The organism is Paenibacillus sp. FSL K6-2862 (assembly GCF_038005125.1).
GTDB classification, from domain to species: Bacteria; Bacillota; Bacilli; order Paenibacillales; family Paenibacillaceae; genus Paenibacillus; species Paenibacillus illinoisensis_A.
Map to the genome: position 1 here is coordinate 6,081,552 of NZ_JBBOSN010000001.1, position 13,260 is coordinate 6,094,811.

Consider the following 13,260-nt stretch of genomic DNA (forward strand, 5'->3'; position numbering starts at 1 on the left):
TGTATTTATTGAATAAATATTCGGAAAATTTGACATATACCCTCGTATTCTTGTCGTTTTTCTTGTATAACGTTTTATATGGAAAAGATAGGAATACCACTTCTTTTGGAAATGACAGAATCCATATCGTTTTATCAGGAAAGGGCTGTGCAATTAAGCTTTCAACTTCAAAGATCGGGGTGGTCTGTATGTTTGATTGGCTTGGCTGGAGAAAAGGGTGGCCGTTATGGCGGTCGTATCGGTTGAACGCACATATCAAGAATGATGTGGAGCAGATTTTTGAGGGAATTGCCGAAACTAGGCGGCAGCTTCTACTGGATTGGGCAGATGAACAGTGGCGTCATATGGATCAATTCGTGCACCAGATCCAGTCAGCAGGACTTCTGGACACAGCACATATCGTACAAAATAGCAGCAAATGGGATGCATGCTTCAAAGCAGCGTACATCCGGGCAGCAGATAGCACAGAGATTTTTATGTTGGACGAACAGAATCAGGTTGTATTTTCTACATATAAAAAACATATTGGGCAGATCTATGAAGATAACGAAGCTTCCATTGGACCTGGCTTGAAATATGCCAGAGCAGATGCGACCGGGAAAAGATGTCTCTATGGACCCTATTCGGACCCAGTGACCTTGGAGATCGGGCCTCGCTCCTCCTCTTTTCACGATGATGTCACGCTCATGTTCATTGAACCCATGATACAGGGAGGACGCTACATCGGTTCACTGTGCTGCCGAATCCCCAATGATGTACTCGGGGACTTGATCCAACGGGAGTCTGGACATGTCTATCCCGATTCGGGAGACAATTATCTCTTCATGGCCGAGTCGAAACTGCGTCCGCATCTGCAGCCAGGAACAGCTCTGTCTCGCAGCCGATTTGAGGATCATACATTTACACATGGCGAAAATCTCAAGGATGGTGTCACAACCAATTGGGGGATTGTATCCGTCAAAGAGCATACCGAACTGGAGTTGATGTTCACCGACCCTTCCACTGGGGAGCTGCATCCTGGCGTTGCTAATACCATTCGTAACGGGTCGAATCTGTTTGCAGCCTATCCGGGCTATTCCGATTACCGTCACATTTCTGTTATCGGCAAAGGCATCACCTTCCAGCTTCCCCACTGTCCCGATCGATGGGGCATGATGTGCGAAGGTGATCTGGAGGAAGTATACCGGGTACGCAGTATCGGCTGGCGTCAGTTCAAGCTGCACAGCCTGTTTATCGGTTTGTCTGGCATTGGGGGAGCTGCCCTCGTATATGCCTTATCAGGAAGTGCTTGGAGTGCAGCAGCTCTGGCGGCATTTAATATCATTCTGGGTTTGGTCACTGCAGATCAGCTGCAACGGAGACACAATCAACGTGTGCACGAGGACTTGCGGCGCATCAGCCGATTTATTCGGATCAACGCGGAAGGTCAGGGCGATCTGACCCAGCGGTTGGAACCATCCACTTTTGCACAGGATGAATCCGGTGAACTCGCAAAATGGATCAATAACATGATTGACTCGCTCGAAGGCATCATGCTCAAGGTTCAGGTTGCCACCGTGGATGTAATGAACAACCAGTATCAGATGCGCACTTCCACCAAAACGACCCAAGTTACGACCGAACGTGTAAATCATAAGATTGGGTCCATGATCCACGGCATACGTGAACAGCTGGAGAATCTCGATCAAGCCAAGCTGGCTGCCGATCATATGCGTCTTACCCTGCAGCAGCTGGAAGCCTCGGCTACAGAACAGATTGTGGTCGCACGTCAGGAAGTGGAGCGCATTGGCGGCAAAATGACACAGATCTCGGGGACCGTCAAGGATACGAACCGTACGATTCTTTCCTTTATGGAGACCATGCAGGACATTTACCGTGCACTTGCAGCCATTGATGAGATATCGGCTCAAACGAACCTGCTTGCGCTGAATGCATCCATTGAAGCAGCACGTGTCGGTGAGCATGGCCGCGGTTTCGCTGTCGTTGCCGGGGAGATTCGCAAGCTGGCTGAGCTGTCCCGTTCCTCTACCGAGGACATCCATCAGATTCTGAACAATATCACTACCGCAGCCGATACCGCTGCCCGCTCCATTCATGAGGGAGATCAGGTGCTTGCTGAAGGAAGCACACTGGTTCAAGCAGCTGCACAACTGCTGCAAAGTGCGTCAGCCGAAGATTCGCAGAGGACACAGGTCGTGGATCAAGTCGTTAGACTTATGGAAAATATCGCTGCCATCAGTCAACAAAACCGCTCCACGTCCGCAGAGGTGGAGACCGAGATGATGGCACTGCTGAGTGACATGATGCATGTTCAACAGTCTTCGCATAATGTGGAAGCCATCACTGTATTTCTGCAGCAAATCGTGGGTCAATTCCAGCTGACTCATCCCGAAAAAATTGCTGCCACCTGACGTTATCGTTGACGTGGATTGGAGAAATAGCTAAAATTTGATGCAACTGTTCTTTTGAATTTCGACATTGTCGTCTCGTTCATTTTATAGAAGCTTTCCAATCTGAATCAATGAAAGGGTGGTCTGCATGGATATGCTCCAGGATTCGTTTGGCAGGATCCATGACTACATCCGTATTTCCGTTACGGACCGCTGTAATTTGCGTTGTGTGTACTGCATGCCAGCCGAAGGCATGGAGTTCGCCCCGCATGATGAAATTATGAGCTACGAGGAAATCACCCAGGTGCTCAAGGTGCTCGCCCCGATGGGCATGCGCAAAGTTCGCCTGACTGGCGGTGAACCTCTGGTACGCAAGGATCTGCATAAACTTGTTGGCATGATCTCGGCGATCGACGGGATTGAGGATATTGCGCTGACGACCAATGCGCTCCTGCTGGACAAACAGGCCCAGGCACTGAAAGACGCTGGGTTAAACCGGATTAACATCAGTCTCGATTCCCTTCATGCGGACCGATTCTCCATGATTACCCGCGGAGGAGACGTCAATAAAGTGCTCAAGGGGATTGAAGCTGCAACGGCTGCTGGACTTGCGCCAATCAAGCTGAATGTGGTCCTGATGAAGGGCATCAATGATGACGAAATCAAGGATTTCATTGCGATGACGATCGATCAACCGCTGCATGTGCGTTTTATCGAATACATGCCAATCGGGCATGCTTCGGATTCATGGCGCAAATCGTATCTCCCGCTGGAAACCGTCACCGATGTGTGTGCGGAAGCCGGTTGGACTGTAGAGAGCACATCCGGACCAGCAGGGAATGGTCCTTCCCGCAACATGAAGATTGCTGGTTCACAGGGAACCTTCGGACTGATCCACCCGGTTAGCGATCACTTCTGTGATAACTGCAACCGGCTGCGCCTGACGGCAGACGGACACATTAAGGCCTGCCTGTACTGGTCGGATGAGTACAATGTTCGCCGCTATGTTGATGATCCGGATGCGATGGCTGCCCTCTTCCTCAAGGCACTCGGCACAAAGCCGAAGAATCATGAGATGGCGCTGGCGCTTGAGCAAAAAATGCAAAGCCATACCCCAACCGTACGGCGCATGTCCCAGATCGGCGGGTAGGTCTTCTTTTGAACCCTATAATGGGTACGAACGAATGAAGGAATTATGGATGGCAAGTGAGCTCAACCAACGTTGTGCTGCCAATACTAGCTTGTTCTGAAGTCGCGAAGGAGATATCCTTAGCGGCTTTTTTTTCATAGAATCCTAAGAGGATGACTATAAAATAGAACTTCCTTTTTCCTTACTGCTACTAAAATTGTTACAATAAAAGAGGATTTTATATATTTCCCTCTAGGTCTTCATAATCTCTGTGATCTGGACGATGTATAGTCAAAGAAAATCAAACAAATATACCGCACTTAGGAGCTGACTGGATGAACATTGTTGAAGCCATGGTCGCAGCAAGTCCATATTTCAAAACCATGCTTAAGGGACAAAATCTAATGATTGCTGTAACCGATACCGAGAAATTCTGGTATTATGCACCAAGTGAGGATCTTGACCTCGGCATTAAGGCAGGTGACCCCATTTCACTTGAGGATCCGACATTACGCCGTGCCCTGATTAATGGTGAGACTTCTGCCAATCATATTGAAGCACAGCATTACGGAACAGCCCTTAATTCCACAGCTACGCCTCTGCGCGATGATGCGGGAAACATTGTGGGTACCCTGGCCATTGGTTTCTCCCTCAAAAATGAAGAGCAGCTTGGACATTTCACCGAATTAATCAGCAGCATTAGCGGCAGGCTGACGGACATGGTCCAAACTGTTGCGGCCCAATCCGAAGAGCTGACTGCCTCCTCTTCACAAATTCTGGACAATACCAAGGTTGCCGTTCAAAATGCAGCGGAAGTCAATAAAGTGGCCTCGTTTATCCGGGAAGTCTCTGAACAAACCAATTTACTCGGCCTCAACGCAGCTATTGAAGCGGCACGAGCGGGTGAAGCGGGCGCTGGATTCAGTGTAGTGGCCTCCGAAGTGCGCAAGCTGTCCACCGGAACGAAGGAAGCTACCGTGAATATCGAACGCTCCCTTAAGGACGTGCAACATTCCATCCGTCAGATGGAGCAGGAGATTGCGTCCATCTCCCAGTCCAGCACCCAGCAGGCTGAACTCGTCACGGAATTTAGCGAGGTAATTGATCAGTTGAACAGTGTGAGTGATGAACTGAAGTCCTTCATTCAATCCATGATTCTGAAGACAGAATAACGATACACAGCAGCATGACCATATGTTACGACTGGCTGCAGCTCAGCTTATAACACAAAGAACCCCGCACGAGAGCGTGCGGGGTTTTTCTGAGCATAAATTCCCGAAACATTACATATGAATCAGTTTCCATATCATCATGGCGGCCATCACGATCATCACCACTGCCGATAACCGGTTGAAGACCAGACTGATTCGGCCAGTGGTATCTGTTCTTCCCATCCACCTTCCAGCACTTGCGAGTCCAAGGAACCATATCCACGAAACCGCCGCTGCCGTGATAGCAAAAGCAATCCGGTCCATCCTTTCATACTGAAGTGAGCTGGTGCCAATGACAGCTACCGTATCCAGCAGCGCATGCGGATTAAGCAGGGATACGGAAGCGGCGAAGGCGATCTGACGTCCTGCAGTGAGCGCGGATGCTGACTCACTCATGGTTCCGGATGATTTCCATATGCTCCATGCCATATACAGCAGAAATGCACTGCCGCCTGCATACAGCACACCGGAGAGCAGCGGCCACTGCAGCAAAATGAGGGACACCCCTCCGACCGCAGCTCCAATTAATAAGGTATCGCTAATACCAGCAGTGACTACTGCCGGAAGTGCACGCAGTAAACTTCGCTGGCTCATCCCCTGGTTAAAAATAAACACGTTCTGCACGCCAAGTGGCAGGATCAGGCCAAACGCCAGTACCACGGCGTGAATAATTACACTCATTGTACATCCCCCTTGTATATGTCTCTATATTAGCGGGGATGACTTTCCGTGTGACCAACCAATTGGATGGCATGGAGACCAACCAAAATGATATAGTTGTCGGTATACAATGTTGGTGTACAAATTCGGTATACAAATAAATGCCTGAATCATCTTATCCCACTGGAGGCTAGCTCCGTATGAAGCATTCCGATCCAAGACAGGGCATTGACTGGAAACCTGATCCTGCAATCCCCCTGCCTCTATTCCGTCAGATTGAAATATATATCCGTGAAAAAATAACGACCGGAGAGTGGACCGCGGGCTACCGCCTGCCTTCCCAGCGTGTACTGGCTCAGTCCATGGGCGTCAACCGCAGTACACTGGTCGCTGCGCTGGACAACCTGATCGCTGCCGGCATGATTGAAGGCAGACGCGGCGGAGGAACCTATGTCTCCGGTTCCGGCTGGCATGCACTTGCCCACGGGACGCCGCCCAACTGGAATGAAGCCATTGAGGAAGGCTGGTATTATCCCAACCTTCCTGAAGTACAGCTCATTAACCGCGCCGAGTTCCAGCCTGGCATCATTCGGCTCGGTACCGGAGAGCTAGCGCCTGAACTAATGCCGGAAGAGGCCTTCAATGACATCCTGCGCTCCCTCTCGGAACGTGCCCGTACGTTAAACTACCTTCAGCCTCAAGGCAGCCTGGAGCTGCGCGAGGCCTTGTCTGACTATTTGCTGACTTGCGGCATTCAGGCGTCTCCCAGTGCCATTCTAATTGTCTCGGGCTCGCTGCAGGCGCTGCATTTGATATCGGTGGGCCTGCTTCCCCGAGGGTCGGCTGTCCTGCTGGAGAAGCCCTCCTACCTCTACTCCATTCATGCCTTTCAATCCGCCGGATTAAAAATGCATGGCGTTCCCATGGATGCAGGTGGATTACACATACCGCGTCTGGAAGATTTGATCGAGAGTGGCACTCATCAGGGACATCCTTCGCCGCTGCTCTACACCATACCGAGTTTTCACAATCCGACGGGTTCCGTCATGAGTGATACTCGCCGAAACGAGTTGATGTCTGCAGCCCGTGCCGGAGGTGTGTCCATTCTGGAGGATGCTGCCTACACGGACCTGTGGCTGGACATGCCCCCGCCCCTATCGTTAAAAGCGAGGGACACGGATGGACGTGTGCTTCACATGGGCACACTGTCCAAGGCTGTCAGCCCTGGTCTACGTCTGGGCTGGCTGGTAGGACCTGAGCCGGTTATTCGCCGCCTGGCAGACATCAAGATGCAAACGGACTATGGTACCAGTTCACTGGCGCAGGAAGCGGCCACACTCTGGTTTGCAGAGGGATATCACACACGGCACATGGAGTGTCTGCGGCCAGAGCTTCGCCGCCGGAGGGACTTCATGCTGGATCTGCTGGAACGTTACTTCAACAGCATTGCAGAGTGGAACAAACCAGCCGGAGGCTTTTACATCTGGCTCAAGTTCACTACCGGCCCCCTTTCGATCCGCCAGCTGTTCCATACCTGCCTCCAGGATGGCGTGCTCATTCATCCTGGTTTTCTGTATGACCGCCTCGATGCGGACCACCTCAGACTGTCCTATGCGTATGCTTCGGAAAAAGAGATGGAGCGTGGAATGCAGCTGTTAGCCAAAGCAGCCAAAAAGCTGTTGGGTTAACAACAAATAAACCGCCTTGTACTGGAAGGAGGACATCCTTCAGCTCAAAGCGGTTTTTCACCTGTTATCCCTTAACTGCGCCTTCTGCAATGCCCTCCATAATGAACTTTTGGAAGAAGGCATAGATCACAACAACCGGAATGGCAGTGAGCACCAGGGATGACAGAATCAGCGGCCATTCCTTGTTATATTCGCCAAACAGCATATTGGTGGAGAGAATCAGCGTATAGCGATTCACATCAGTCAGCATAAGCAGCGGGAGTAAGAAGTCATTCCAGATCCACAGAAAGTCCAGAATGGCGATCGTAACCGTAATCGGCAGCAGCAGCGGAAAAATAATCTGGAAAAAGGTCTGCACCTCATTGCAACCATCCATCTGTGCTGATTCTTCCAATTCACGCGGAATAGACTTCACAAACCCGTGATAGAGGAAGATCGCCATATTGACACCAAGCCCAATATAGATCAGTGCGAGTCCGTATGTGCTTCCCTGTACCGCCATTCCTTTGGCAACCCGGGTGAGCGGAATCATGATGGAATGAAAAGGCACTAGCATCGAAGCCACGAACAGGAAGAAAATCAGGTTGCTCAGTCTTCCTGCAGTACGGGACAGCTTGTATCCGGCCAGCGAAGCGCAGAACACAATGCCGCCAATACCCAGGAAGGATACAATCGCTGAATTCATCGAGCTGCCCAGCAGATTGATTTTGTTAAACGCATCGGAGTAATTCTCCCAATGAAGCGTCGTCGGCAGTGCGATAAACGACTGGAACATCTCACCCTGTGTTTTGAACGAGTTTACGACAGCCATGTAGATTGGCAGCATGGCCACGAGGGAACCCAGCACGAGCAGCAGTCGGATCAGGTAGCTGTTTAATCGTTGCATCCTCATGCTTCCACCTCTTTCTTCTTCATGACGGTAATCTGGATGAGTGTGAAGATGAGCACGATAATAAACAGTACAACTGATTTGGCACTGGCATAGCCGTATCTGAAGTTGTTGGAGAAGGCTTCTTCATAAATATTCATAGTGATGACTTGCGTGGCTCTGCCCGGACCGCCACCTGTCAGACCATACACCACTTCAAACACCTTGAATGCACCGTTCAGCGTCAGGAAGAAACAGATGGTAACAGCGTGGGTGATCATCGGCAGCACCACATTGCGAAGCACCTGAAAAGCGTTGGCTCCGTCAATAACAGCCGCTTCCTTAAGGCTCTTCGGCACGCCTTGCAGGGCAGCCAGATAGATAATCATCATGTACCCTACACCGTTCCAGAGTGATACAGTCAGGATCGAGTAAAATGAAAACTTCGGATCCCCTAGCCATTGCTGATCCAAAAACGTGAAGGCCAGTTCCTCGGCCAGCTGTGGCAGAACTTGAGAGAAAATGAACGTCCACATGAAGGCACTGATGATTGTACTGATCATGTTCGGCATGAAGAACAGAGTCCGGAAGAGCCCCTTGCTGCGCGTCCGTGTCTCGATGAACACGGCGAGCAGCAAGGCAATCCCATTTTGCAGAATCAGCATAAACACCACGTACTTGAGTGTGAACCAAAGGGAATTCAGAAAGTCGGGATCCTCCTTGAACAATTCAACAAAATTTCCAAGTCCAATAAAGCTGTAATCCTGATTCAAGCCGTTCCAGTCCGTCAAACTGTAGAACATGCCGCTAAACGTGGGGTACAGCAGGAAAATCGCATAGATGACAAAGGCAGGCGCAGTGAACGCGAGCAGTGACAGATACTTTTTGAATACATTCGTAGCCATAGGTTCTCCCCCTCTTCACTATAAGCAGACTCGTGTAAACGGGGGAACGAAGACCGTTCTGCCAGCCGTTTCATCTGCCTACTTGTTGACTTTGTTGTAGGATTTCCACGCCTTGTCGAGCGCATCGATAACCTGCTGTTGATCCAGTTGACCGGAATAGTAACCTTGCAGTGCTTTGCCTGACTCGTCCTTAACGGCTTGAGGAATCGAAGGATCCTGATAGGCTTTGCCTTCATTGACATACTTCAATGCATCATCTACCCATGGGAAGCTTTTGAAGTCATGAATCTTCGCTACCGGATTAAATTTCAGGGCTTCGTAGAATGCACTTGAGTCCTTATCATCGAGAATATAGTTTACAAAGTCGAGTGCAACTTCCTTGTTTTTGCTTGAAGAGGATACCGCCAGTGACGTGGAGGTGCTCAGGTTGATTTTCGTATCATCCGGTTTATCATTGATCGGCAGTGGAGCCACGCCAAAGTTTATTTCCGGATTGGACTTCAGGATGGTCTCCGCGAACCACGGCCCCTGAATCCACATGGCTGCTTTGCTTGTTGCAAAAGCTGCTGATCCATCGTCTCCGCCTACTTCCAGTGCTTTATCCGTACCATTAGCATTCACGAGATCGAAGACATCGAACAATGCTTTCATATCCGCAAATGATCCCTGATCCTGATTCATCTTATCGATGAAGTCCTTGTGCTCCGATTGTGTTAGTGCACCCACGGTAAGCGGCAGGAAGAGCTGCGGGATCCAAGCCTCCTTGTAGGACAGTTCAAATGGTGTAATTCCCGCCGATTTGAGTTTTTCCACGACTGCTTTCATTTCCGTTAATGTCGTTGGTACCTCCAGTCCCTGCTCCTCGAAAATATCCTTGTTATAGAGGTAACCCCATGATAACGTTTCCATAGGGACGGCCACGACTTTGCCTTCCGCATCCATAACGGATGGTTTAACGGAATCGAGTAATTTGTCCACAAAAGGCTGATCGGACAGATCCTCCAGGTAGCCCGCTTTGCTGAATGGCGGGATTTCGTTCACGGCATGAAGCGCGAACACATCCGGAGCATCATTGGAGGCCAGCCTTGTCTTCAGAATCTGCGGTGCATTATCCGCTGGCGGCATCTCCAGTTGTACGTTAACCTCGATGTTTTTCTCGGCTTTCTCCTTGGCTTTGAACTGTTCTATATATTTATCGTAATGTTCTTTCAGCCGCGGCTGTGCTATGAAAACCTTGAGTGACACGGTGCTGCCTGATGCAGACCCTTCTGCCGAACCATCCGTACCTGCATTAGAACCGCAGCCTGCGAGCAACACACTCACCAGTACCGCACTTGCTACGCTTTTCCATACTTTCATCTCTTATGACCTCCCGGTGTGGCTGGTTTGTCTTTCATAGGCCCATTATATCTCACGAAATGAAAGCGCTTCATTGGATAAAATTAGACTCGTTTATTGGATTATTTTAAACCTTAATCCAGCCTTGGATTCTGCAGACCAGCCTCTCCTTTCCTCATCTCCCCAGGCGAAATTCCGAAATGCTTCTTGAATACCCGGTAAAAATAAGATACATCCTCATAGCCTGCCATCTCTGCAATATGCTTGAATGGAATCTGCTCGTCCAGCACCCATTCCCTGGCTCTGGTCATGCGCAGCTGTACAACGTAGTCCGTCACGGTCAAGCCGTATTCTTTCTTGAACATCTTGCTCAAATACTCCTTGCTGACAAAAAAGATCTGAGCCAGCTGCTCCAGCGTAATCAGCTCCATGCAATGGTGCTCAATGTGATGCTTCACCTCATCCAGATTCAGCTTGTTTTTGAACTTGCGCTGGGCAATCAATTGCTCCAAAGCCTGGTAATACGGCGCAGATACCCAGTCCACAGCCGAAGATATGGATGCCAGTGAGACAGAAGGTGGCAGCACGGCCGCAGAAGGCTGGTCACACAGCCCATTGGAAACACACAGCTCACCCATTAGTGTCTGCAATTCATATGCTATCCGTCCAAGCTGCTGGGGCCTGTGAATTAGGTTGATCTCCAACCTGTGCTCCAACTGCTGGAACAGTTCACGCAGCCCTTGTACATTGAGATCGTTGAAACGCAGGCGTACCTGCTGCTGGAACAGTGCAAACTCTCCGGAAAAGGCGGCGGGGTAAGGTTCCCAGAACTCCGGCCCCGATTCAGCCTTTTCCAATTCCCTTTTACATTTGGCGAGAACCGCATTCAATTCATCCGGATTCACTGGCTTCAGCAGATAATCCGTGGCACGATGGCGAATCGCATGTTTGGCATAATTGAAATCATCATATCCACTGACCACAACCACCTTGATGTGCGGAAACTGCCCGCTTAATGTCTGCAGCAACTCCACACCATCTATACCCGGCATTCGCATGTCCGTAATGATAATATGGGGCTGATGCTGTTCAATCAAGCGAATGGCCTCTTCGCCATCCTCCGCCTCTCCTGCTACAGTCATGCCGAGCGTCTCCCATTCGCCGAGACTGCGCAGTATATCCCGATTCCACGGCTCATCGTCCACCAATAACACTCTGTAATGTTCCTTGTTCACCCAGTTTCGCCTCCTGTGTCGCAGGGAATGACAACCGTAACCCTTGTTCCCTGGCCTTCTCCACTCTCCATCTTCATGCCGTATGCAGGCCCAAAGTGCATCACGATTCGCGATGCTGCATTGATCAGTCCGATGCTGGTGCCTGAATTCCATACCCTGTCTCCTTGCCTTGACAGCCGGGACAACCTCGATTGAATCTCTGCCAGCGTGCCCGCATCCATGCCAACTCCGTTGTCACGAATGCAAATGATGACTTGCTCGTCCTCGCGGGTAACTTCGATTTCAAGCCTCCACTCACCCTGCTTCTTCTCCAGCCCATGTACAAATGCATTCTCCACGATCGGTTGCAACGATAATTTGGGAATGTAACAATTCCCCAGGCCTTCTTCGACGTCCAAGGTATATTCTAACCTGCTGGCAAAACGCTGCTTCTGGATCAACATGTAATGTTCAAGCTGATCGAGTTCAGCCTGCAGCGGTACCAGACCATCTGGTGCACGTATAATGTAGCGGAACATTTCGCTGAGGGCACGAATAACCCGATAACTGTCCGCGGGTTTTTGGGAGTACACCATGCCACCAATCATCTGCAGCGTATTTTGCAGAAAATGCGGGTGAATCTGTGATTGCAGAGCCTTGAGCTCTGCTGTACGTTTTTCTAGATTCATATGGTAATTTTCACGGATATGCTCTCTGATCCGGCTTGCCATCCCGTGCAGATTTTTCTCAAGCAAGCCAATCTCATCGACCCGTCCACTGCGCACCAATTCCTTATCCTTGATCAGCTGGATGCCCTTCATGGAATTGGCCAGTCTCACGATGGGCTTCGACGTTTGCCATGCAAGGAATGCTGCCAATCCTATGGAAATCAGCGTAGCCAATCCGCCAACCACAAGTCCATACTTCATTGTTGCCAGCGCACTTTCATTAATGACATGGTCAGGGACAACTTTGATTAGACGCAACCCGGACGGATCTATCGAATGGTAGAATACATATTCCTTCGCAGTCCGAATGAAACCGGAGTTATTATTCGTCTGTGCAAGCTTCTCCAACGCTTCTGCCGATGGTTGTATCTCCTTGTTCGGCTGATAGACAGGATGGCCCGTCCCATCAGCAATGTAAGCCGAGTACTCGCCCCGGCTGTCCAGTAGCTCCAGCGTCTGATCGAATTCGGCCCACTTGATCTCCAGACTGATCGCCCCAATCTGCGCCTGATCTTCAAAGCGATTCATACTGCGGGTCATATGGAATTTCTCCGAATCGTTAGAATCATTGATAATGGTGAAGTCCTTATGCTGATCGAAAAGTTCATGATAGCCAGCCGGAACATCGTTGACCGTTCGGATCCGGCTTTCCATCGAATTGAATGTGAACAGCGTGTCCAATTCCTTCAGGTAAAGCTCGACACCAAATACGTAATTGCCAGCTGAATAATATACGCTATTCAGCATGTTGAATACGGCCTTCTGTTCATCAAACCGGCTGGCAGCCGGTGCTTCCATGTTCAGCGCCAAATACTGATGAAGCTCATCACTGATCTGAATGGAATAGATAATATTGTTCATCCGGGCAAACTGTTCTCCCAAATACACCGAGGCCCAGTTCATGTTGGCCCGATTGGTTTGCATAATTTCCTCCTCCATGGAAGATCGGGCATTCTCAGCTGCCATCGCGGTCATGGCAATGACCGGCAGAACCGCCAACAAGGTCATCGTCAGAATCAGCTTATTGCGAATGCTGCGTTTGAACGGATCTGTAAGCTTCCGGTAGAAGTCGGTAAACATGGCGCATCCACTCCCAGGCTTTAAATAAGACAAACGCCCTGGCATAAGC

Annotated in this window: 11 protein-coding genes; 4 read left to right on the top strand and 7 right to left on the bottom strand. The window is 50.0% G+C overall.

The annotated features are described in order from the left end of the window. Positions 1-188: 188 nt before the first annotated feature. Positions 189-2,411, top strand: coding sequence for a methyl-accepting chemotaxis protein (locus MHB82_RS27570; RefSeq protein ID WP_341176318.1), 2,223 nt, complete (start codon positions 189-191; stop codon positions 2,409-2,411). A 79-nt stretch (positions 2,412-2,490) separates the two neighbouring features. On the opposite strand, the gene MHB82_RS27575 is transcribed toward MHB82_RS27570, so the two are convergent. Then, the gene (locus MHB82_RS27575) at positions 2,491-2,661 is read right to left on the bottom strand and encodes a hypothetical protein (protein ID WP_341176726.1); all 171 of its coding nucleotides are present in this window, start codon (positions 2,659-2,661) and stop codon (positions 2,491-2,493) included. On the opposite strand from MHB82_RS27575, the gene moaA reads away from it, so the two are divergent. Together moaA and MHB82_RS27585 are read left to right on the top strand one after the other, a co-directional pair. Further along, complete coding sequence (moaA, locus tag MHB82_RS27580) at positions 2,587-3,540, top strand: GTP 3',8-cyclase MoaA (RefSeq protein WP_341176708.1); 954 nt, start codon at positions 2,587-2,589, stop codon at positions 3,538-3,540. The genes MHB82_RS27575 and moaA overlap by 75 nt on opposite strands. 314 nt (positions 3,541-3,854) lie before the next feature. Then, entirely contained in the window at positions 3,855-4,691 is an 837-nt protein-coding gene (locus tag MHB82_RS27585) for a methyl-accepting chemotaxis protein (protein WP_341176319.1), read from the top strand. Between the two features lie 111 nt (positions 4,692-4,802). On the opposite strand, the gene MHB82_RS27590 is transcribed toward MHB82_RS27585, so the two are convergent. Continuing rightward, positions 4,803-5,411, bottom strand: a complete 609-nt coding sequence (locus MHB82_RS27590) for a LysE/ArgO family amino acid transporter (RefSeq protein ID WP_341176320.1) — start codon at positions 5,409-5,411, stop codon at positions 4,803-4,805. Between the two features lie 179 nt (positions 5,412-5,590). On the opposite strand from MHB82_RS27590, the gene MHB82_RS27595 reads away from it, so the two are divergent. Beyond that, positions 5,591-7,078, top strand: coding sequence for an aminotransferase-like domain-containing protein (locus tag MHB82_RS27595; RefSeq protein WP_095360003.1), 1,488 nt, complete (start codon positions 5,591-5,593; stop codon positions 7,076-7,078). Between the two features lie 64 nt (positions 7,079-7,142). On the opposite strand, the gene MHB82_RS27600 is transcribed toward MHB82_RS27595, so the two are convergent. The 5 genes from MHB82_RS27600 to MHB82_RS27620 form a co-directional block, all read right to left on the bottom strand. After that, entirely contained in the window at positions 7,143-7,970 is an 828-nt protein-coding gene (locus MHB82_RS27600) for a carbohydrate ABC transporter permease (protein ID WP_095360004.1), read from the bottom strand. Next, positions 7,967-8,851: a carbohydrate ABC transporter permease gene (locus MHB82_RS27605; RefSeq protein WP_341176321.1), complete on the bottom strand. Its 885-nt coding sequence runs from the start codon at positions 8,849-8,851 to the stop codon at positions 7,967-7,969. Before MHB82_RS27605 ends, MHB82_RS27600 begins: the two co-directional genes overlap by 4 nt. A 78-nt stretch (positions 8,852-8,929) precedes the next feature. Next, positions 8,930-10,210: an ABC transporter substrate-binding protein gene (locus MHB82_RS27610; protein WP_341176322.1), complete on the bottom strand. Its 1,281-nt coding sequence runs from the start codon at positions 10,208-10,210 to the stop codon at positions 8,930-8,932. 113 nt (positions 10,211-10,323) lie between these two features. Further along, a complete protein-coding gene (locus MHB82_RS27615; protein WP_341176323.1) occupies positions 10,324-11,424 on the bottom strand; it encodes a response regulator in 1,101 nt (366 codons plus the stop codon). Continuing rightward, entirely contained in the window at positions 11,421-13,211 is a 1,791-nt protein-coding gene (locus MHB82_RS27620) for a sensor histidine kinase (protein WP_341176324.1), read from the bottom strand. Before MHB82_RS27620 ends, MHB82_RS27615 begins: the two co-directional genes overlap by 4 nt. Positions 13,212-13,260 lie beyond the last annotated feature (49 nt).